The 20,163-nt window shown below is 63.6% G+C and carries 18 protein-coding genes and 1 tRNA gene; 4 read left to right on the forward strand and 15 right to left on the reverse strand.

Annotated elements, in window-relative coordinates:
- The first annotated feature begins 236 nt into the window (after window positions 1–236).
- On the forward strand, window positions 237–977 hold the full coding sequence (locus tag QEG70_RS05305; RefSeq protein WP_308719706.1) for a hypothetical protein: 741 nt from the start codon (window positions 237–239) through the stop codon (window positions 975–977).
- Window positions 978–1,328: 351 nt separating this feature from the next.
- Here QEG70_RS05305 and QEG70_RS05310 read toward each other — a convergent pair whose 3' ends face one another.
- Both QEG70_RS05310 and QEG70_RS05315 read right to left on the reverse strand, forming a co-directional pair.
- Window positions 1,329–2,903 (reverse strand): Do family serine endopeptidase, encoded by a 1,575-nt coding sequence (locus QEG70_RS05310; RefSeq protein WP_308719707.1) that lies wholly within the window; start codon window positions 2,901–2,903, stop codon window positions 1,329–1,331.
- A gap of 122 nt (window positions 2,904–3,025) precedes the next feature.
- On the reverse strand, window positions 3,026–3,487 hold the full coding sequence (locus tag QEG70_RS05315; RefSeq protein ID WP_308719708.1) for a nucleoside deaminase: 462 nt from the start codon (window positions 3,485–3,487) through the stop codon (window positions 3,026–3,028).
- Between the two features lie 215 nt (window positions 3,488–3,702).
- Between QEG70_RS05315 and QEG70_RS05320 the strand changes: the two genes are divergently transcribed.
- Window positions 3,703–3,825, forward strand: coding sequence for a hypothetical protein (locus QEG70_RS05320; RefSeq protein WP_308719709.1), 123 nt, complete (start codon window positions 3,703–3,705; stop codon window positions 3,823–3,825).
- A 126-nt stretch (window positions 3,826–3,951) separates the two neighbouring features.
- Here the strand turns inward: QEG70_RS05320 and QEG70_RS05325 are convergent, their stop codons facing one another.
- The 13 genes from QEG70_RS05325 to mnmE form a co-directional block, all read right to left on the reverse strand.
- Window positions 3,952–4,623, reverse strand: a complete 672-nt coding sequence (locus QEG70_RS05325; RefSeq protein ID WP_308719710.1) for a histidine phosphatase family protein — start codon at window positions 4,621–4,623, stop codon at window positions 3,952–3,954.
- Window positions 4,624–4,656: 33 nt separating this feature from the next.
- Window positions 4,657–6,768, reverse strand: a complete 2,112-nt coding sequence (locus tag QEG70_RS05330) for a hypothetical protein (RefSeq protein ID WP_308719711.1) — start codon at window positions 6,766–6,768, stop codon at window positions 4,657–4,659.
- Complete coding sequence (locus QEG70_RS05335) at window positions 6,750–7,508, reverse strand: RluA family pseudouridine synthase (RefSeq protein WP_308719712.1); 759 nt, start codon at window positions 7,506–7,508, stop codon at window positions 6,750–6,752. Before QEG70_RS05335 ends, QEG70_RS05330 begins: the two co-directional genes overlap by 19 nt.
- A complete protein-coding gene (locus QEG70_RS05340) occupies window positions 7,505–10,351 on the reverse strand; it encodes a DNA translocase FtsK (RefSeq protein ID WP_308719713.1) in 2,847 nt (948 codons plus the stop codon). The genes QEG70_RS05335 and QEG70_RS05340 overlap by 4 nt, the downstream gene beginning before the upstream one ends.
- Window positions 10,352–10,506: 155 nt before the next feature.
- On the reverse strand, window positions 10,507–11,082 hold the full coding sequence (rsmD, locus tag QEG70_RS05345) for a 16S rRNA (guanine(966)-N(2))-methyltransferase RsmD (protein WP_308719714.1): 576 nt from the start codon (window positions 11,080–11,082) through the stop codon (window positions 10,507–10,509).
- The gene (locus QEG70_RS05350) at window positions 11,082–11,858 is read right to left on the reverse strand and encodes a pseudouridine synthase (protein WP_061275166.1); all 777 of its coding nucleotides are present in this window, start codon (window positions 11,856–11,858) and stop codon (window positions 11,082–11,084) included. The genes rsmD and QEG70_RS05350 overlap by 1 nt, the downstream gene beginning before the upstream one ends.
- Complete coding sequence (locus QEG70_RS05355) at window positions 11,855–12,589, reverse strand: gamma-glutamyl-gamma-aminobutyrate hydrolase family protein (protein ID WP_308719865.1); 735 nt, start codon at window positions 12,587–12,589, stop codon at window positions 11,855–11,857. Before QEG70_RS05355 ends, QEG70_RS05350 begins: the two co-directional genes overlap by 4 nt.
- Window positions 12,590–12,742: 153 nt before the next feature.
- Window positions 12,743–12,818 (reverse strand) — tRNA-Lys (locus tag QEG70_RS05360).
- 178 nt (window positions 12,819–12,996) lie between these two features.
- On the reverse strand, window positions 12,997–13,896 hold the full coding sequence (locus QEG70_RS05365; protein ID WP_308719715.1) for a ParB/RepB/Spo0J family partition protein: 900 nt from the start codon (window positions 13,894–13,896) through the stop codon (window positions 12,997–12,999).
- Window positions 13,893–14,720: a ParA family protein gene (locus QEG70_RS05370; protein ID WP_308719716.1), complete on the reverse strand. Its 828-nt coding sequence runs from the start codon at window positions 14,718–14,720 to the stop codon at window positions 13,893–13,895. The genes QEG70_RS05365 and QEG70_RS05370 overlap by 4 nt, the downstream gene beginning before the upstream one ends.
- Window positions 14,713–15,339 carry a 16S rRNA (guanine(527)-N(7))-methyltransferase RsmG gene (gene rsmG / locus QEG70_RS05375; protein WP_308719717.1) on the reverse strand — a complete coding sequence of 209 codons (627 nt, stop codon included), beginning with the start codon at window positions 15,337–15,339 and terminating at the stop codon, window positions 14,713–14,715. Before rsmG ends, QEG70_RS05370 begins: the two co-directional genes overlap by 8 nt.
- Window positions 15,339–17,210, reverse strand: coding sequence for a tRNA uridine-5-carboxymethylaminomethyl(34) synthesis enzyme MnmG (gene mnmG, locus QEG70_RS05380; protein ID WP_308719718.1), 1,872 nt, complete (start codon window positions 17,208–17,210; stop codon window positions 15,339–15,341). Before mnmG ends, rsmG begins: the two co-directional genes overlap by 1 nt.
- 12 nt (window positions 17,211–17,222) lie before the next feature.
- Window positions 17,223–18,530 carry a tRNA uridine-5-carboxymethylaminomethyl(34) synthesis GTPase MnmE gene (gene mnmE / locus QEG70_RS05385; protein WP_308719719.1) on the reverse strand — a complete coding sequence of 436 codons (1,308 nt, stop codon included), beginning with the start codon at window positions 18,528–18,530 and terminating at the stop codon, window positions 17,223–17,225.
- A 99-nt stretch (window positions 18,531–18,629) separates the two neighbouring features.
- On the opposite strand from mnmE, the gene QEG70_RS05390 reads away from it, so the two are divergent.
- Both QEG70_RS05390 and QEG70_RS05395 read left to right on the forward strand, forming a co-directional pair.
- Complete coding sequence (locus QEG70_RS05390; RefSeq protein ID WP_308719866.1) at window positions 18,630–19,082, forward strand: methylated-DNA--[protein]-cysteine S-methyltransferase; 453 nt, start codon at window positions 18,630–18,632, stop codon at window positions 19,080–19,082.
- 30 nt (window positions 19,083–19,112) lie between these two features.
- Window positions 19,113–20,084: a quinone oxidoreductase family protein gene (locus QEG70_RS05395; RefSeq protein ID WP_308719720.1), complete on the forward strand. Its 972-nt coding sequence runs from the start codon at window positions 19,113–19,115 to the stop codon at window positions 20,082–20,084.
- Window positions 20,085–20,163 lie beyond the last annotated feature (79 nt).

The raw sequence follows: 20,163 nt of genomic DNA on the forward strand, positions 1-20,163 counted from the left end.
GCGATAGGCTCGTGCCCGTTTTGCAACGAAAATCAACAAAATCAGATTATAATCACATATGGACAAGTTCATATAATTGGTAACGTGACGATAGATAGTGCTGTGCCTGTCTCTGTTATCAGTCTGAAGAACCATAACCACACATCTGGGAAGGAAGGAGCGCCAACATCTGTTCCTCAATGCTCGTGTTTGGTGTTATGTATCAGGTATCTTTAACGCTAAGAGACTGATTTATAATGCCACTTTATGATTTATTCGAGCATACACAATACATCCCTGTATATCTACCACCCGCTCCAGAAGGTAATTTATGGTCAGTTGTGAAAACATTTGGCCCAAGTATTATTGCGGGCTCAATTGCAATTATGGCATATCGTTTATCACGAGAACAAAAAGGCATTGCGGAGACTCAAAAAGAAATTGCCGCCAATAAATACAATTTGGATTTATTTGATAAGCGATATGACATTTTTGAGAGTCTATCTGATGTAAATGATATTATTTGTACAATACATATACAAGATTACAGCAATGAATCATTTTTAAATTATGATAGCGGTCACAAATCAGAAGAAGAATTAGTTTCGGAACAAATTGATCTTATTTCATCTATAATTCGTTTGTCAGCCTTAAAAGAAAAAAAAGTCATTAAAAACCTTAAAAAAGCATTAAAAATATATAACAGCATAGATGAAGAAAAAATGAAATTATTATTCGAAGAAATAGATATGATAGTAAAATATTTAAATGAAATATATAATAAATACAAATGCGACAAAAATACAATAATGAATAATTTACAGCATAATCTTAATTATGAGTTAAGACACCTTACTATGTATGGTAACGAAATTGATGAAATTCTTGTTAAAGCAGTCGTGTCAGCAAAAAACATTAAAGAATATTTTTTAATTATTTACAATGGGATGGATATAGATTTATGTATTGCGAAAAATGCTTACATCGAGAACAAATAGAGAGTTTATAATCAATGATCTTGCCAGATCGAGGAACTATTGATTGAAGAGCCTCCCTCGTGATTTTGGGGATTGGGTGTTTTGATTGATGGCTCCTGAGCCGTTTTTTTTGCACTGCGTTTTGAGCAGATTGAGAGTTATCATTCGCTAGATTGCTACGCTGCGGCGTTAATTCCCTCCAGAACGAAGAAGCGGCGTCGAACGGATGCCTGTTTTCCTATGGTATAATTTGAAACCGGACCTTCTGTTTACCCCCCCAAACAGTCATAACCCCATCCGTCCCCGCCCTCAAAAAAAAGGCCGGGACAGAACTGCCCCGGCCCCATATCAATCCGTTCAGTTCACCCGATCTTACTGATCGTCATCATCCCCCGTCGATGCATCGTTATCATCAGCATTGGGGCTGACCGCCACGAACACGCTCTGCCCGTTGCGCACCACGCGCAGCAGCACCGAGTGGTTGGCCTGGAACGCCTGCCTTATGGCCGAGACAGTGGCGCGCGGGTTTTCAACCGGCACTTCACCCACTGCCTGAATGACGTCACCGGCATGGATACCGGCCTGCTCGGCGGGCGAGCCGGGCTGCACGTCACTCACCACCACGCCGCGCACGCTTTCCTCCAGCCCGAGCTGCTGCCGCAGGTCAGGCGTAAGAGGCGCAAGGGTTACGCCGAGTTTCGGGCCTTTGTCAGCATCATGCGTGCTGTCGCCCACCGTGCCATCGGCCGTGCTGCCCTTGCCCAGGCTTGAAATCAGCACGGTTGCCGTCTGCGGCTTGTTGTTACGCAGGTAGGCAATCGACGCCTTGGTGCCGGGCGTGATGGAAGCCACATTGACCGCCAGCGTATGCGGCGTATCGATATTCTGCCCGTTGAGCTGGGTCACCACGTCGCCTGCCTTGAGGCCCGCCTTCTCGGCCGGGCTGCCCACGCTCACACTGGCCACCAGCGCCCCGGTGGCAGGCGCTCCCGTGGCCGAGGGTTTCATGCCCAGCGCACTGGCCATGGACGGCGTGATTTCCTGCGCCGTTACCCCCAGATAGCCGCGCGTGACGTGGCCGGTCTTTTCAAGCTGCTCGACAATGTTCTTCACGGTATCGGACGGAATGGCGAAGCCAATGCCGATCGACCCGCCCGAAGGCGAGAGGATGGCGGTATTCACCCCCACCACCTTGCCATCCTGCGTGAACAGCGGGCCGCCGGAATTGCCGCGATTGATGGGCGCATCGACCTGAATGAAGGAATCATACGGCCCATCGCCAATGTCACGTCCGCGCGCGGAGACGATGCCGGCCGTCACCGTGCCGCCAAGGCCGTACGGGTTGCCCACGGCCACCACCCATTCACCCGGCTCGACCTTGTCGGAATCACCAAGTTCGATAAAGCGCAGCTTGCCCGAGGGCGAGACCTTGAGCAGGGCGATATCGGTCTTTGAATCACGGCCCACGATCTTGGCGGGCAGCGCCGTGCCATCATCAAGCGTGACCGTGACCTTGGTCGCACCCTTGACCACATGGTTGTTGGTCACGACGTAGCCATCGGGCGAGATGACGAAGCCCGAGCCACGCGCCTCAACCGTGCGATGCGCCTGCTGCGGCATCATCTGGAAAGGGAACGGGAACGGAAAGCCACCCGGCATGCCGCCACCGCCGCCCATTTCCTCGCCCGTGTCAGCATCCTTGATGCGGGCCGTGATCGAGACCACCGCCGGTTTGACCTGCTTGACCAGATTGACGAAGTTGGGCAGCTGCTGGATCTGGGTATCGGGGTGGATGACCCCGGTTTCATCGGCCCGCGCCACAGGCGCGCAGACCAGACCCGCCCCGGCAACCGTGCTGGCCACCAGCGAGGCCAGCAACCGCGTGCGAAACCGGCGGGAGGAAAGGGTGTTCGACCTTACTACGTCTGACATGGCATCCCTGAGCATGGAGGTCCTGCTGAAATCTCGAAACAACGGGGCGGGACTGGCCGCCTGAGCTTTACAGTCCCATTCCCTGCATTGTGCCGCAAGAGAGCCGACCCGTGTTATACCGTTGCATGACAAATAGGTTAGGCGCGCCTGCGGGCAAAAAAATCTCGTAGCAACGCCCCGGCCTCACGCTCGCGCACGCCGCCCACCGTCTCGGGCCGGTGCAGGCAGCGGGCTTGCGCAAACACCCGCGGGCCATGCTCCACGCCCCCGCCCTTGGGGTCATAGGCTCCGAACACAATCCGGCCGATACGGAAATGCACCGCCGCCGCAGCACACATGGGGCATGGCTCGAGCGTGACATAAAGCGTGCAGTCAGCCAGGCGCTGGCCGCCACGCAGGCGGGTTGCAGCGCGCATGACCTGCATTTCGGCATGGGCAGAGGGATCATGCCATTCCTCCACCCGGTTGCCCGCGCGCGCAATCACCTGCCCCTGTGGCCCGGCAAGGGCGGCCCCCACCGGCACCTCGCCACGCAGCGACGCGGCCCGCGCCTCTGCCATCGCAATATCCATGAAATAAGCCGGAAGCGGACGTGTCATGCCCGCATGATAGCCAGCCCTCCCGCTACGGGCCAGCACGCCGCACACGCACGCAGCTTTTTACTGGAGCGGGGCAACCCCGCACGCCCATGATGGTTAACCGGTCAGGGGACGGGCATGGCACCGACTCCTGACCCATGAAAACAGGCCGGGCGCCTTCAGGCCTCCGCAACCAGACCGGAGGACAGGTCGCCCCACCAGCGGAGGGAATGGTCATGCACACGCTTACGCTCATTCTGGCAACCGCCGCGATCGTGGCGGGCCTGGCCGCATCGAATGACCTGCACCCCGCCGCACGCCCTGCCGAGACCTGCCTGCTGACCTGTGCTCTGCGCTAAGAGTTGTGCTTAACTAATTGCAAAAAAATAAAATTTTTTGGTGAAGCTTTTTCAAAAAGCTTCAGGGAACACCGCCTTTTTGAAAAAAGGCGGCACCCAAAAACTTTGATTCCATATGCCTGTCCTTCAGGGCAGCGGCAGGTCGTTCACGGTCACGATCCGCCACCCCTCCGGCAGGCGCTCGATCACGCTCAATGCCAGATTCTGGATGGAGAAATGTAGCGCCGTTTCGGGGTGAACCCGCAGGGCATGGGCCAGGGCGGCACGAATGGCCCCCCCGTGGCTGACCACCACCATGTCCTGCCCCTCGTGCTCGGCGGCAAGGCGGTCAAGGCAGGCCCCCACGCGCGAGCACACCTGCACCATGCTTTCGCCCTGCGGCGGCAGTTCCGTTGCCCCCACCGACCAGAACGGATGCGCGGGCAGGCTCAGCTTATCGGGCAGCGTATCATGCGTAATGCCGTGCCACTCGCCCATCGACTGTTCGGTCAGGTCGGGCTCCACGCACCAGTCATGCGGGCCGTAACCGGCCTTCTGGATGGCGCGCGCGGTATGCTGGGTACGTGACAGCGGCGAGGTAAACCACAAGGCGGGTTTTGGCAGGCGGCGGGCCAGCGTTTCATACATCTCGCGCTGCGCCACGAGGCTGTCGGGGCACAGCGGCACATCCATCGCGCCATACAGCCGCATGCGGGCATTGTGCTCCACCAGGGCATGGCGGATCAGCCAGAAGCGGGTCACGCCCTTCTCCAGTTGCGGGGTATCAAGAAAATTGCCGTGGTTGGTCTGTATCGTCACGCCGGAAATCCATCATGGAAAAACAGGAAAAAGTCAGGCAGGCAGGATCGCACGCGCGCGCCAGCCATGCGGCAGGTAGGTCTGCACGGGCGCCATGGCGGCAAGGCGGGGCCAGTGCCGCAGGATCAGGCCAATCTTGTCAAGGATGCGCCCGACATTGCGTGCCTCGCGGCGCAGGCGTTCGGTCGGGTCCATGCCCTCATGCGAGGGCTCGCCCGAAACCAGCCGCGCGCCAGCCGAAATACGCAGCGCGCCCGCCAGTTCATCCGGCAGGTCGGGATGGGCCAGCGGCACCGGCTGGCCCACATGGCACAGCACCGCGGCAAGGGCCGCATCAGCATCATCAGCAGGGATGCAGCCAGAAAGATCGGTATTGAGCCACGCATATAACTGCCGCGCCTCGGCTACCGCCAACGGGCGAAAGCCACCTTCGGGGCTATCGGGCGCGCGGACAAAAAAGCTCATGATGGTTGGCAGGCAGTCCCATGCATCATCAGGCCCGGGCCGGGCGGGGGCGACAGGCGGCAGCAGTTCCAGCACCGGGCGGGCCGCGATCTGCGCCGTCACGGCCGCAAGGAAAGTACGCAGCCGGTCGCGCACCACGGCGCGGGGTATGGCGCCAAACGCCGTCATTTCGGCCAGGGCTGCCTGCCAGCGCAGGATAAGGCCGATATTATGCCCTGCAGGCAGGCTATTGCGCGCGGGGCCTGCGGGCCAGGCAGCACGATAGCTGTAATCTGCCAGCCCAACGGGCAGGCCGCGCGGGCCATCAAGCCTGCGGCGCACGCAGGCCGGCAGCAGCAGCGCCCCGCAGAAGGGCGGGCCGGTAAAGAATTTGGAGCCGGTCACCATCACCATCCAGCCCATGTCCAGATAGGCGCGCACCCGTGCCGGATCGAGCCGCGCCTGACAGGCATCGACCACCACATCGGGCCGGTCATCCGCGCCAGCGCCGAGCGGGGCGGTGGCCTGTTCCAGCGCCGCAAGCCCCGGCGCGAGCAGGCCCGTCTTGGACAGGTCAAGCCGATGCAGCAGCACATGGCGGCCAGTAGCCCTGAGTTCATGCGTCAGGCGGCAGGTCTGCGCATCGACCTCTGACAGGGCGCGCACATGACCCGCCTCGTCGCGCATGGGCACGTTGACCACATCCGTATCATCCGGAAAGCCCGCAATACGCGCGCCCCGTGTCACGCCGTGGCCAAGGGCGGTGTCATTGGCAAAATGGCGGCCCTGTGCCGCCAGCGGCACGCCGCTACCCGTCTCCTCCGGGGCAAGGAGGATATTGCTGACAGGGCGGCCACCGGGTGCCAGCGCCGCAAGGGCCAGCGCATAGAGTTCGCAATCCGTGCCCGAGGGGGCCAGCACCACGCCTTCCTGCCCGGTCAGCCCAAACGCGCTGGCGATACGGGCCTGTATATCGGCATCCTGAATCTGTGCCGCCTCATCCGCCCGGCCCTGCAATGCCCCCGCCACCAGGGCAAGACGGGCCGTTTCGGCACCTGCAAAGCCACGTTCGGACAGTGATGAAGCCGTGGACGAAGCAAAGGTGATGGCCCAGGGCCGGGGCCGGTGCGAACAGCCATAATGGTTCAGTCCCGTTGCCGGGTCCACCGCCAGCCGGGCGTCGCCGCCCGTGGCCATCAGGGTCTCGATCGGCCCGAGTTGCTGCCACAGGTGGGCCAGCACGCCCTGCAACGCCATGAAATCGGCCGCCACCGGCGGGGTTGCAGGCGCGGGCTGCAGGGGAGCAAGCGCGGGCCACGTTGCGCGCAGGGTGGCGCTGTCCGGCACGTCGGGTCTGGCCATCAGCGGCACCCATGCGGCAGGCGCATCCGTATCGGCGCGGCCCGTATCAAGGTACCAGAACAGGGCTGCCGTGCGGGCGGCACAGAAGGCGGCCTGAAAAGCCTGCCGGGGCGCGCGTTCCAGCAGGGCAGCGAGTTCCAGCGCATGGCGCAGGAAGAAGGCTGTCTGCTCAAGGTCGCCCTGAAGCGGCAGGCCCAGCACGATCGCGCCATCTGGCAGGATGCGGAAAGGCGCTTCGAGCACCGGGTCCAGCACGATGCGCCGCGCGCCCGCAATCACCCGCAGGTCTGGCCGTTCCAGAACACGCAGCAGTTCCTGCGTCAGAGTATGGGCGAACACCGTGCTGTTTCCTTTTCCACGTTGGCAGGTGGCACGACCCAGCCTGCCTGCGCCATGATGCGGCGCATATGCTCAGGTGGGGGCGCCATGGCCCGCACGGGCGGGTCAAGCGGCAGAATGATGCCGCGACTCATGAGGTGTAGCGCCCCTGCCATGGGGGCGCCATAGCGCACATCCCCCCGTATGGGGCAGCCAAGCAGGGCGCAATGCGCACGGGCCTGATGGGTGCGCCCGGTTTCCAGCACCAGTTCCAGCCAGCTTATGGGCTCGCCCGCCGCATCCAGCCCCTGCCCCAGCACCCGCCACCGCGTGCGCGCGGGCTGCGCGCCCTGCACGTTCGCCTGCATGCGCCACTGCCCGGCCTCTTCCACGCGGCCAAGCGGGGCCGCGACCACGCCGGACTGGCCCGCGGGCGTGCCCTGCACGATGGCCCAGTAGGTCTTGCGGGCCTGGCCTGATGCAAAACAGCCCTGTGCCGCCACCAGCGCCTGCTTACGCAGCGCCACGACCAGGCAGCCCGCCGTATCCTGATCCAGCCTGTGCGCCAGCCATGGCCCGTTGCGGTGACGTGACAGGAGGGGAAACCAGTCCTCGACACTCGCCCCGCCCCTGCGACCGGGATGGACCGGCAACCCCGGCGGCTTATCGAGCACCACGAAGCAGCTGTCGCGGTACAGAACCGTAAACGGCAGGGGGCCCGTGGGCTGCACGGATGCGGGCCGGGGCGAAAATGGCCTCATTCGTCTTCCGTCGAACGGCGCATCAGCACTTCACGGCGGCCCACATGATTGGCCTCGCTGACCAGCCCTTCCTTTTCCATCTGCTCGATGATCTTGGCCGCGCGGTTATAGCCAATGGAGAGATGGCGCTGGATGAAGGAGGTGGATGCCTTGCCCTCGCGCGCCACCACCTCGACCGCCTGGGCAAACAGGCCATCTTCCTCGGCACCACCAGAGGGGGCGGCAAACGGCTTGTCCGCGCTGTCTTCTTCCTGCGGCGAGATGACATCATCATCATAGATCGGCTCGCCCTGCGTGCGCAGGAAGGCCACGACAGCCTCCACCTCCGCATCCGCCACGAAGGGGCCATGCACGCGCGTGATCCGTCCGCCCGCCTGCATGAACAGCATGTCGCCGCGGCCCAGAAGCTGCTCGGCCCCCTGCTCGCCCAGAATGGTGCGGCTGTCGAACTTGCTGATGACCTGAAAGGAAATACGCGTGGGGAAGTTGGCCTTGATGGTGCCGGTAATCACATCGACCGAGGGGCGCTGGGTGGCAAGGATGAGGTGGATGCCCGCCGCGCGCGCCTTCTGTGCCAGGCGTTGCAGCAGGGACTCGATTTCCTTGCCCGCCACGATCATGAGATCGGCCATCTCGTCCACCACGATGACAAGATAGGGCAGCGAATCAAGGGCAAGCTGCTGCTCTTCAAATGTCGGCTTGCCGGTTTCAGGGTCGTAGCCGGTCTGCACGCGGCGGGTCACGATCTCGCCGCGCTCGCGGGCTTCGGTCACGCGCTCGTTGTAGCTGGCGATGTTACGCACCTGCAGGTGCGCCATGGCGCGGTAGCGGCGATCCATTTCACGCACCGCCCATTTCATGGCCGCGACCGCCTTGGCCGGTTCCGTCACCACCGGGGTCATGAGGTGGGGAATGCCTTCATAAATCGACAGTTCGAGGATCTTGGGATCAATAAGGATCAGGCGGCACTGCTCGGGCGAGAGGCGGTAGAGCAGCGAGAGGATCATGGAGTTCACCCCCACCGACTTGCCCGACCCCGTGGTGCCCGCGATCAGCAGGTGGGGCATGGCGGCAAGGTCGCTGTAAACCGATTCACCCGCAATATCCTTGCCAAGCGCAAGGTTGAGCCGCGCGGGGGAATGCGCCCATCGGGGGTCCATGAGCAGTTCGGAGAAATAGACTGTCTCGCGCCGTGAATTCGGCACCTCGATGCCAATCACGTTGCGCCCCGGCACGGTGGCGATACGCACGCTCAGCACCGACAGGGAGCGCGCCACGTCATCCGCCAGGCCAATCACGCGGGCAGCGCGAATGCCTGCGGCGGGCTGGAGTTCATACAGCGTGACCACCGGGCCTGCATGATAGGCCACGATCGTGCCCTGCACCCCATATTCAGACAGCACGGTCACAAGCTGGGCAGCATTGGCCTTGAGCAGTTCCTCGGTTGGCTTGTTCGTCGAGGCGGGCGGCGGCGGGGTCAGCAGTGACAGCGAGGGAAACTGCCACTGCGGCGGCTGCGGCGGCGTATAGGCGGGCGTGGCGGACGCTGCGGGGGCAGGCGCATCATACGCATCCGGGCGGGCGGGGGCCTCATCGCCACGCGGGGCACCGGAGAAAAGGCGCGAGAAGATATTCGGGCGCGCAGGTTCCTCAACAGCGGGTGGCGTGCCCGGATGGCCGGTGACGGGCCTGTTTTCAGGCGGGGCGGGCTCATCATGCCATGGTGCGCGATCAGATGCCGTATCGTCCCCCCCCATCAGCAACGGCTGCGGAATGTCCTCGTCCATGCCGGGCGGGTGCATCCAGTTGCTCTGCAACGACACCTGCGCCGGTCGCCCGCCTTCCACCTTGCGGCTGCCGGGCAGCGCCGGGCGCGCCGCATCCTCCGGCTTTGTGGTGGTGGCGGGCATGTTCGCGGCATCCGGCGCGCGCAGGCTGGCCGTGGGGGCCGCATCGTTCACCGGCATCAGACCCGTGCCGGGGGCAGCGCCCGCCTGCGCGGGGGGCGCTGCCCCGGCATGGGGCGCAGGTGCGGTCAGGGTGGTATTGAAAAGCGGTTCGTCCTCTTCCTCGATCAGGGCCGCCAGCGAGGAAGGGGGAGCTGCGGCAGGAGCGGCCTGAGAGGCAGCGGGACGGGCTGGTGCCTGCGCCCTGCCCTGCCCCGCTTCGGGCCGGGCCGCCATGCGGCGCAGCCAGGCCACCAGCACCATGGGCTGACGCACGCCGAACACGAGGCCCCGCCCCATGCCCTGCCATTCCGACAGGGACAGGGCGAGTGCGAGCAGCACCAGCAGAACGCCCAGCACAAGCCCCAGCACCCAGACGAGAAGCGGCCCGCCACGCCCCATGAACACGGTGGCGGCCTGAATCGACATATGCGCGACCGAGAGGCCAACCGCACCGCCCAGCCCCGCCTGCGTGGGCCATTGCGGCGCATGCAGCCCCGCCAGCAATGGCAGGGCCGCAACCTCGGCTGCAATGACCGGCAGGCCGCATACAAGGGCGATGAAACGCAGCAGCGCCGATGCCAGCCCATGGTGGCGGATCAGGCGCCAGCCCCATGCCATGAGGCACAAAATGGCCAGCGTGCCCACGATCCCGAAATCCTGGAGCATGAAGTCGGCCATATAGGCGCCGGGCCGCCCGAGCAGGTTGCCCGGTGGCTGCGCGCTCGACGTATTGGCGGAGGGATCGCGCGGGTCATAACTCCATAACGCGATGGCGAGACACAGCGCCAGAATCCATAACCCCACGCCACCGGCTTCAGCCAACCGTTCGCGCAGGCGCGAACGGGCCGGGTCAGAGGAGAGTGATTCAGGAAAAAAACGGCTGAAGATCGCCAAAAATCCACATCCCGATCATAAGGCCCGCCTGCGGGGACCAAAAGCACGAGGGAGATGACCTTGCATGCCGCGCCTGCCATTCCCGCCAAACGAAACAACTATAACCCTGTCCACACGACAGAAAGAAGGCCGACAGGATAAAATACGGCGATGAATCACCCGTTATCATCCGTCCCATGCCGCCATGCATACAGGCACGCCGCCCCGTGCCGCCGCTCAAGCAGCAGGCGGGGGGCTGGCACGGGGGCCGCTTCCGCCGCTGCCGTCTCGACCACGATGAGGGTATCGGCATGCAGCCAGCCGCCACGTTCCAGCACACTCAGCGCCCTTGTGGGCAGGTCTTGGTTATAGGGCGGATCAAGAAAAACCAGATCGGCGGGCGCGGCTGCACCGCGCGGTGGCAGGCGCAGCATGTCGCAGGCCCGGATCATGGCACGGTCCTGCAGGCCACAGCCGCGCACATTATCGCGCAGGCAGCGCAGGGCAGCGCGGTCGCGCTCGACAAACAGCGCCGATGCTGCCCCGCGTGACAGGGCCTCAAGGCCCAGAGCGCCGGTTCCGGCAAACCCGTCAAGCACATGCGCGCCACGCAGCCGGTCCGCCCCGGCCCATGACGCATGGGCCAGCGTATCGAACAGGGCCTGACGCACCCGGTCTGCCGTAGGCCGCGTGACCTGCCCCGGCGGGGCCAGCAGGGTGCGGCCCCGGCATTCGCCCGCGATAATCCGCATCAGGCCCCGCGCGGGGTCTTGCCGCCCGCAAGGCCCGCGATCTGCTCGCGGATCACCTTGCCGGTCACTTCCTCGAGTTCGCCGCGCTTGAGCGTGCCAAGCTGGAACGGCCCGTAGGAGGTGCGGATCAGGCGGCTGACATGCAGGTTCAGCCCCTGCATCACCTTGCGGATCTCGCGGTTCTTGCCTTCGCGCAGCGATACGGTCAGCCAGGCATTATCACCCTTGACGGAATCAAGCTGCGCCTCGATCGGGCCATAGCGCACGCCCTCGAACTCGCTCCCCTTGATCAGGGAGGCCAGCGCGCGCTCGTCAACCACGCCAAACACGCGCACGCGGTAGCGCCTGATCCAGCCATTGCTGGGCAGTTCCAGCCTGCGTGCGAGCGCGCCATCGTTGGTGAGCAGCAAAAGCCCCTCGCTGTTCAGGTCAAGGCGGCCCACGCTGATGACGCGCGGCATACCCGGCGGCAGGGAATCGAATACGGTGGGGCGATCCTCGGGGTCACGGTGGGTCGTGACCAGCCCGTCGGGCTTGTGGTAGCGCCACAGCCGCGTGCGGTCGGGCGCGCCGACGACCTTCTGCTCGACCTGAACGATATCGCCTTCATCGACAAAAGTGGCCGGATGGGTGACCGGCGCACCGTTGAGCTGCACCTTGCCCTCGGCAATCAGGCGTTCGGCATCACGCCTGCTGCACACGCCCGAACGCGCCAGCCATTTGGCAATACGGTCGCCACGCGCGGCGGGGGCTTCGGTGGAATGGTCCTGTGTCATGTTCCTGTCTGCCTCGCAGCGTCGATCAACCCTTCGAACAGAAGACGGTCTCCTGCCGATATGCCAAATTCGGGGTGCCACTGCACCCCCATACAGAACGGATGGCCGGGAAGCTCAATGGCCTCGACCACGCCATCGGGCGCCGTGGCGCAGACTACGCCGCGCCCGGCATCCGCCACCGCCTGGTGGTGCGATGAATTGACGGCCAGCGTATCGCACCCCACCAGGCGCGCAAGCTGCGTGCCGGGCGTTACATGCACCACATGCCCTGCCTCATCACGCGGGTTGGGCTGTTCATGCGCCAGGGCCGCGGGATAGGTGTCGGGAATATGCTGCACCAGCCGCCCGCCAAGCAGCACGGCCAGCAACTGCATGCCACCGCAGATGCCCAGAACGGGGCGCTGCAGAGCCAGCCCTTCCCCGAGCAGCGCCATCTCCGCTGCCGTGCGGCGCGGCTTGGTCTGCACGGTGGCATGCGGCGGTTCATCGCCATACAGGTCAGGCGGCACGTCAAAGGCCCCGCCGGTGATCACCAGCCCGTCAAGCCGCGCCACCATCTGCCCCGCCTGCGCCACGTCGTGCCCCACAGCCACCGGCAGGCCGCCACAGGCAGTAATCATGTCCATGTAGTTCTGGCGCAGCGCATACCACGCAAAGCGCGAATAACCACCCGTGGTGGAGGGTGGTTCACTATCGAGCGTGATACCGATCAGGGGGGCGCGTGAGGCGATCATGGCCCTGCGGAACCGGTGGACGGGCGGAACGGAGTCATCATGCTGTTCCCCCTTCTGTGCTGCTGCAAGAGTGCCGCGTGGCGTGCATGATACAAAAAATCCCCACCGGCAAAGCCTTGATGGGGACCTCTGTAATCTTATTAAACCCTATGGTGGGCGCACAAGGGCTCGAACCTTGGACCCGCTGATTAAGAGTCAGCTGCTCTACCAACTGAGCTATGCGCCCACAGGGTTACCCTCTCGGGTGAGAGGGCTTTTAGCAGCCCCCCCCTTGGCTTGCAAGAGGTTTTTGAATTTTTTTTATAAGCGACTGTTTGAAAACAACTCATTGATAAAAAATAACAAAAGTTTCTGAATGCCGCCTTTTTGAAAAAAGCTTCACCAAAAACTTTCTTCTCCAACCGCTAGCGCTGGAGCAGCCGCAGCAGCCCATCGAACTGCTCAAGCGAACGGTAATCGATCTTCACGCTGCCGCCCTTGCCATCAAAGCTGATCTGCACCTTCAGGCCCAGCCTTGCGGCCAGATCGCGCTCAAGGGCGGCGATCTCGGGGTTACGGGCCGCTTTCTCCCCCTTCTCACGCGCGGTTGCGGCCTTGCGCTCATGCTGCTTGGCCAGGGCCTCGGTCTGGCGCACGTTCAACCCCTGCGCCAGCACCACCTTCAGTGCTGCCACCGGATCGGCATGCGCCAGCAGGGCACGGGCATGACCTGCAGAAAGGCCGCGATGGCGCACCGCATCACGCACGGGCGGAGGCAGTTGCAGCAGGCGGACCATGTTGGCCACATGCGGGCGCGACTTACCGATGGCGCTGGCCAGTTCATCCTGCGTCAGGGCATAGTCATCAAGCAGGCGCTGCAGGCCCTCGGCTTCCTCGATGGCGTTGAGATCGGCACGCTGAAGGTTTTCCACCAGCGCCGCGGCCATGGCATCGCCATCATCAAGCGGGCGGATATGCACCGGCACGTCATGCAGCCCCGCAATCTGCGATGCGCGCCACCGGCGCTCGCCTGCGATGATCTGGTAGGTGCCCGGACGCTGTGGGTGGGGCCGGACCAGAACGGGCTGCAAAATGCCACGCACGCGGATGGAACTGGCCAGTTCATCCAGTGCGCCCGGTTCCATCTGCTGACGCGGCTGGAAAGGGCCTGGCTCCAGCACATCGACCGGCAGGCTGGAAATGGCTTCCGTGCCCTTGCGGCCCTCGACTGCGGGGGCTGCGGGCAGTGCATTGACCTGCTCGCCCAGCAGTGCCGCAAGCCCACGGCCCAGGCGGGGGCGACCCGCTTCCTTCTTGGTTTTCACGCGCGTGCCTTCCCTTTCTGGCCAGCCGACAGGCTAAGGCGCCCGGCCAGTTCGGTCGCCAGCGCCTGATAGGCCTGGCTGCCCGATGAGCGCTGGTCGTAATTCATGACCGGCTGCCCGTGGCTCTGTGCCTCGGAGATGCGGATATTGCGGGGAATGAGGGTTTCCATCACCTTGTCGCCAAAGAAGCTGCGGGCATCATCGGCCACGAGTTCCGACAGGTTGTTGCGCCGGTCATACATGGTGAGCACGATGCCATCGAGTTTGAGCGCTGGATTGAGCCCCTTGCTCACGCTGTTGACGGTGCGCACCAACTGGCTGATGCCCTCAAGCGCAAAGAACTCGCATTGCAGCGGCACGAGCACCGACTGGGCTGCGACCAGCGCATTGAGCGTGAGCAGGCCAAGGCTGGGCGGGCAGTCGATCAGCACCACGTCATAATCGCCCCCAATCTGGGCCAGGGCTTCACGCAGGCGGTATTCACGCCCTTCCGCCATGACCAGTTCAAGCTCGGCACCGGCCAGTTCGGTATCGGCCGCAATCAGCGACAGGCCGGGAACAGTGCTGGCCTGCACCACGCCTGCGGCGCGCGCGCCATCTTCAAGCATGGCATAGGTGCCGCTGCTGCGGGCATCATACCCCACGCCCAGCCCGGTCGAGGCATTGCCCTGCGGGTCGAGATCGACCAGCAGCACTTTTAGCCCCGAAGTCGCCAGCGCTGCCGCCACGTTGATGGCGGTGGTTGTCTTGCCCACGCCGCCCTTCTGGTTGGCCAGCGCGATAATGCGGGGGGAAGACGCGGACCGGCTTCCCGTATCATTCATTGTTATGGTCTCTGACACGCCTGATATCGCTCAATTCTAGAATCACACCATCCGTATTGGTACGGCTTGGAATCCGGGTTGTCGCCATGTGCCAATCGGCACGGGCCATCGTCAATTCTTCCTCTGCGTTGCGTCCTTTCAGAAACAGGCAGACACCATCGGGCCGCAGGAAACGCGTGCCCCAGGCCAGCAGGCGCGACAGGGGCGCGAGTGCCCGTGCCGTCACGACCTGCGCAGGCGGCACATCGGCCGCTTCCAGCCGCTGCGCGCAGACCCGTACCTTCACCCCTGCCACCCGCGCGGCCTCACGCAGGAAGGCGGCCTTGCGCTGGTCGGATTCCACCAGCGTCACGTTCGCATCGGTTGCACACGCAATAACCAGGCCGGGAAAGCCGCCGCCAGAACCCATATCAACCAGATCCACGCCGCCAGGTGGGATCAGGCTGGCAAGTTGCAGGCTGTCACCGATATGGCGTGACCACAGATGCGGCAGGTCATGCGGGGAGACAAGGTTGATGCGCGCATTCCAGCGCAGCAGCAGGTCGGCATAGCACTCCAGCCGTTCGCGTGTTTCACGTGAAACATCGGCCAGCACCGCCACGGAATCACCCTGCGCCATCAGGCCGCGACCTGGCGCTGGCGAATATGCGCGAGCAACGCCACAAGGGCCGAAGGCGTCATGCCCGGAATGCGCTGCGCCGCGCCAAAGGTTACGGGTCGCACGCGGGCAAGGCGCTCCTGCATCTCGCTGCTCAGGCCGCCCACCTGCGCGTAATCGAGGTCAGGCGGCAGGGCGATGCGGCCTTCGGTGGCAAGCTGGCGGATTTCGCGATCCTGCCGGGCAATATAGCCGCTATAGCGGGCCTCGGTCGCCAGATGCCGGGCCACGCGGGGCGGCAGTTCGGCAAACCACGGGGCGATGGTGGCAATCATGCCGGGCGCTGCGTCAGTGGCCAGCACATCAAGCAGCGAGCGCGCACGCCCGTCTGCCGAGACACTGATCCCGGCCTTGCGCAGGAGTTCCGGCGCATAGGTTTCCTGCCCGGCCCGACGGGCGGCTATATCAATGGCGGCCTGATCCGCCTTGAGCCGCGCGGCGCGGGCACTCCCGACACACCCCCATTCCATGCCGCGCGGCGTAAGCCGCAGGTCAGCATTATCAGCCCGCAGCGTCAGCCTGTATTCCGCGCGTGACGTAAACATGCGGTATGGCTCGGACACGCCCTGCGTGGTCAGGTCATCAATCATGACCCCAATATAGGCATCGCCACGCTCCAGCGTTACCCCCGCCTCACCTGCTGCGTGCCGGGCGGCGTTGATGCCCGCGATCAGGCCCTGCGCCCCGGCCTCTTCATAACCCGTCGTGCCATTGACCTGGCCTGCAAGAAACAGGCCGGGCAGGCTTTTGAGTTCCAGCGTAGGAGCGAGTTCGCGCGGGTCGACATAGTCATACTCAACGGCGTAGCCCGGCCGCACGATGCGGCAGTTTTCAAGCCCCGGAATGCTTTGCAGCATTTCAAGCTGCACATGGGCAGGCAGGCTGGTGGAGATGCCATTGGGGTAGACCAGCCCGCCATCGGGGTTGCCGGGCAGGCCTTCGGGTTCGAGGAATATCTGGTGCGAGTCCTTTTGCGCGAACCGCACCACCTTGTCCTCGATGGAGGGGCAGTAACGTGGCCCCCGCCCCGAGATCGCGCCACCATACAGCGCCGAGAGGTGCAGGTTCTCGCGAATGATCTCATGCGTGCGCGGCGTGGTGGCCGTGATGCGACATGAGACCATGGGGTTTGTGATGCCGTCCGTCATGCGGCTGAAGGGTTCGGGTTCGACGTCACCCCGGTCTTCGGGCAGGCTGTCCCAGTCGATGCTGTCGCGCGCGATGCGGGCGGGCGTTCCGGTCTTGAGGCGCCCCATGCGCAGGCCGAGCGCGGCGAGACGTTCGCCCAGCGCATTGGCAGGCCGGTCCCCTACCCTGCCCGCCGGTTCGCTGTCATGCCCAACATGGATGGTGCCGCGCAGGAAGGTGCCGGTAGCCAGCACGACGGCACCGGCGGAAAAGACCCGGCCATCCTCACACACCACGCCGCCCACGCGCCCCTGCGCATCGAGCTGCACGTCGCCCGCAGCGCCCTCCACAATCTCCAGCCCTGCGGTCTGGTCGAGTAGATCCTGTATGGCCTGCCGGTACAGCGTGCGGTCCGCCTGCGCGCGCGGGCCATGCACAGCAGGCCCCTTGGAGCGATTGAGCAGCTTGAAGTGGATGCCCGCCCGGTCGGCGGCAATGCCCATCAGCCCGTCCAGCGCATCGATCTCACGCACCAGATGACCCTTGCCAATGCCGCCGATCGCCGGGTTGCACGACATGATGCCCACCGTATCGCGCCGGTGCGTGAGCAGCAGGGTGCGGGCACCCGTGCGCGCTGCAGCAGCAGCGGCTTCGCACCCCGCATGGCCGCCCCCGACCACAATCACATCATAGGCCCGATCCATCACCCCTTGCTCCTACTTGCCAATACAGAACTGGCCAAACACGGTATCCAGCAGCGCTTCCACATCCACCGCCCCGGTCAGGCGGCCAAGCGCGCGCATGGCCAGCCGCATTTCCTCACCCCGCATTTCCGGCCACGCCAGCGAGAGCGCACACCCGATATGGTGCGCCGTCTCCTCGATCGCGGCGCGATGGCGCGCGCGGGTCAGCGGGGCATTGGCCCGGCCCGCTGTCAGGTCACGGGCTTTTGTGGCCAGCACTGTCCGTAGCACATCCATGCCCGCATGGGTGAGAACACTGATGCCAATTGCCCCTTCAGGTGCCGGGTGCTGGTCGATCTTGTTACAGACCAGCAGGCCACCTTCTTCCAGCCGGGCTGGAAGGGTGCTGCCGGTAAAGACCTGTACCACGCAATCCGCCTGTTTCACGTGAAACAATGAGCGCCGCACGCCCTCGGCTTCAATCTCATCCTCTGTTTCGCGCAATCCGGCGGTATCGACAAGCGTTACGGGCACGTCACCCAGCACGATACGGATCTCGATCGCATCGCGCGTGGTACCGGCACGGGCGGATACAATCGCCGCATCCCGCCCCGCCAGCGCATTGAGCAGACTGGACTTGCCCACATTCGGCTCGCCCACAATGGCGAAGACCAGCCCACGACGCAGCCGTTCCGCCCCTGCCCCGTCGCGCAGGTAGTCTGTCATGGTGGTGTGCAGCGCCGTCAGGCCATCGATCAGGCCCTGCTCCACTTCAGGCGGCAGTTCTTCATCAGGGAAGTCGATCAGCGCTTCCTGATGGGCGAGCAGCGTGCGCAGCCTGTCGGCCCATTGCTGGTACAGGCGGCTCTGCGCGCCATCAACCTGGGCGAGCGCCTGCTGCCGCTGGGCCTCGGTCTCGGCATCGATCAGGTCGGCAATGCCTTCCGCCTGCATGAGGTCGATACGCCCGTTGCCAAAGGCCCGGCGGCTGAACTCGCCCGGCTCGGCGGGGCGCGCGCCAAGGGCTACGAGCGCATCAGCCACGGCATTGATCACGGCGGGGCCAGCATGCAGGTGCAGTTCCGCGCTATCCTCGCCCGTGTAGCTGTCTGGTCCGGGGAACCACAGCACCAGCGCGCGATCAAGCAGCACGGGCGTGGCGCCCTGCCGGTTCCACAACCCGCGCAGAGAGGCCCGGCGGGGTGCCGGCAGGCGACCGCAGAGGCTTTCAAGCATCCGGCCACTCCCCTTCCCGCTCAACCGCATGACAGCGATTGCCGCACGCGACAGGCCGCTGGCCAGCGCGAAAATGACCGGGGGCGAACCATCATTTTCCTGCATTCTTGCCTCCATCAGGTCATCATCATTTTGCCGGTGCCGCGAACGGCGTTATCGTTCACCTCTTTGTCCTGATCAAGGTGACTCATGCCACAACTTTCAATGCATTCGCCACTGGCCCCCCTGACCGTCTCTGCCGAGGACGGGAAGATCGTGGCGCTTGACTGGGGCTGGGGCCGCGACCAGGAAGAAACACCCCTGCTGAATAAAGCCCGCTCCTGGCTGGAAGCCTATTTTGATGGTGAGGTCGCGCTGTGCGATCTGCCACTCGCCCCCTATGGCACACCAGAGCAGCAGGCGGCGTGGCAGTTCATGCTAGGCATTCCCGTAGGCCAGCAGGTTAACTGGCGCGATGCCGCCCACCGGGCAGGCGTATCACCCGAGACCATTCTCAGCGCCTGCGCCGAGAACCCCATCCCCATTTTCATTCCCTGCCACCGCATCGATTTTGCCGATTGCCCGGATTATGACCCCGAAAGCTACCCCGGCGATGAAGGCGCGCGCGACCGGCAGTTCCTGCTTGACCTTGAAACCCTGTCCGCCACCCCGCTTTGACCCCCACATAGCTGAACGGGAGCCACGATCATGAATACCGTCATCCGCGTGCATGACTATGGGGAGCCTGATGTGCTCCGCGTGGAAACGCTGCCTGTCCCGACACCCGGCCCCGGCGAGGTCGTGCTGCGGCAGGAGGCGATTGGTGTCAATTTCATTGATACCTATTTCCGCAGCGGGCTGTACAAATTCCCCTCCCTGCCCGCCATCCCCGGCATGGAGGGGGCTGGCACCATCACGGCGGTGGGTGAAGGCGTAACGGGGCTGGAGGTCGGCATGCGGGTGGCCTACCCCGCAACGCCGGGTGGATACGCCACCCTGCGCACCATCGCGGCAGACCGGGTCGTAGTGCTGCCACCCGATATCACGACCCAGACAGCCGCCGCCATGATGCTGCGCGGGCTGAGCGTGCACATGCTGCTGCGCGAGGTGTACCGCGTGCAGCCGGGCGATGATATTCTGGTCTATGCGGCGGCAGGCGGCGTGGGGCTGCTCATGTGCCAGTGGGCGCGGCATCTGGGCGCGCGCGTGATTGGCGTGGTTTCCACCCCGGAAAAAGCCACACTGGCAAAGGCCAATGGCGCGGCGGATGTCATCATCGGCACCGACAATGTCGTCGAACAGGTCCGCACCCTGACCGAAGGCCGCATGCTGCCCGTGGTGTATGACAGTCTCGGCAAGGCTACGTTCGAGGCCAGCCTGTCCTGCCTCCGGCCACGGGGGCTGATGGTCAGCTACGGCAATGCCACAGGTGCCGTGACGGGGGTGGATGTCGGCACGCTGGCCAGCCACGGCAGCCTGTACCTCACCCGCCCCCTGCTCATGACCTATATTGCCCAGCGCCCAGCCCTTGAGCATGCGGCGCGTGAACTGTTTGCCCTTGTCGAGAAAGGCGTGCTGACGCCGCGCATCGGCCAGTCCTTTGCGCTCAAGGATGCCGCACAGGCGCATATCGCGCTGGAATCGCGCAAGACCACCGGCAGCACCATCCTGCTGCCCTGATAAAAGTTTTTGGGCGCTGGTTTTTTTCAAAAAGGCGGCGTTTCTTTCGAAGCTTTTTGAAAAAAGCTTCACCAAAAAT

Origin of the sequence: Komagataeibacter xylinus, from assembly GCF_031081985.1 — a bacterium.
GTDB lineage: Bacteria > Pseudomonadota > Alphaproteobacteria > Acetobacterales > Acetobacteraceae > Komagataeibacter > Komagataeibacter xylinus_E.

Excerpts from the sequence above, each read along its gene's own strand:
- QEG70_RS05305 (WP_308719706.1), top strand. The coding sequence starts at position 237 with ATGCCACTTTATGATTTATTCGAGCATACACAATACATCCCTGTATAT.
- QEG70_RS05310 (WP_308719707.1), bottom strand. The coding sequence starts at position 2,903 with ATGCTCAGGGATGCCATGTCAGACGTAGTAAGGTCGAACACCCTTTCC.
- QEG70_RS05315 (WP_308719708.1), bottom strand. The coding sequence starts at position 3,487 with ATGACACGTCCGCTTCCGGCTTATTTCATGGATATTGCGATGGCAGAG.
- QEG70_RS05320 (WP_308719709.1), top strand. The coding sequence starts at position 3,703 with ATGCACACGCTTACGCTCATTCTGGCAACCGCCGCGATCGTGGCGGGC.
- QEG70_RS05335 (WP_308719712.1), bottom strand. The coding sequence starts at position 7,508 with ATGAGGCCATTTTCGCCCCGGCCCGCATCCGTGCAGCCCACGGGCCCC.
- rsmD (WP_308719714.1), bottom strand. The coding sequence starts at position 11,082 with ATGCGGATTATCGCGGGCGAATGCCGGGGCCGCACCCTGCTGGCCCCG.
- QEG70_RS05350 (WP_061275166.1), bottom strand. The coding sequence starts at position 11,858 with ATGACACAGGACCATTCCACCGAAGCCCCCGCCGCGCGTGGCGACCGT.
- QEG70_RS05370 (WP_308719716.1), bottom strand. The coding sequence starts at position 14,720 with ATGAATGATACGGGAAGCCGGTCCGCGTCTTCCCCCCGCATTATCGCG.
- rsmG (WP_308719717.1), bottom strand. The coding sequence starts at position 15,339 with ATGGCGCAGGGTGATTCCGTGGCGGTGCTGGCCGATGTTTCACGTGAA.
- mnmG (WP_308719718.1), bottom strand. The coding sequence starts at position 17,210 with ATGGATCGGGCCTATGATGTGATTGTGGTCGGGGGCGGCCATGCGGGG.
- mnmE (WP_308719719.1), bottom strand. The coding sequence starts at position 18,530 with ATGCAGGAAAATGATGGTTCGCCCCCGGTCATTTTCGCGCTGGCCAGC.
- QEG70_RS05390 (WP_308719866.1), top strand. The coding sequence starts at position 18,630 with ATGCATTCGCCACTGGCCCCCCTGACCGTCTCTGCCGAGGACGGGAAG.
- QEG70_RS05395 (WP_308719720.1), top strand. The coding sequence starts at position 19,113 with ATGAATACCGTCATCCGCGTGCATGACTATGGGGAGCCTGATGTGCTC.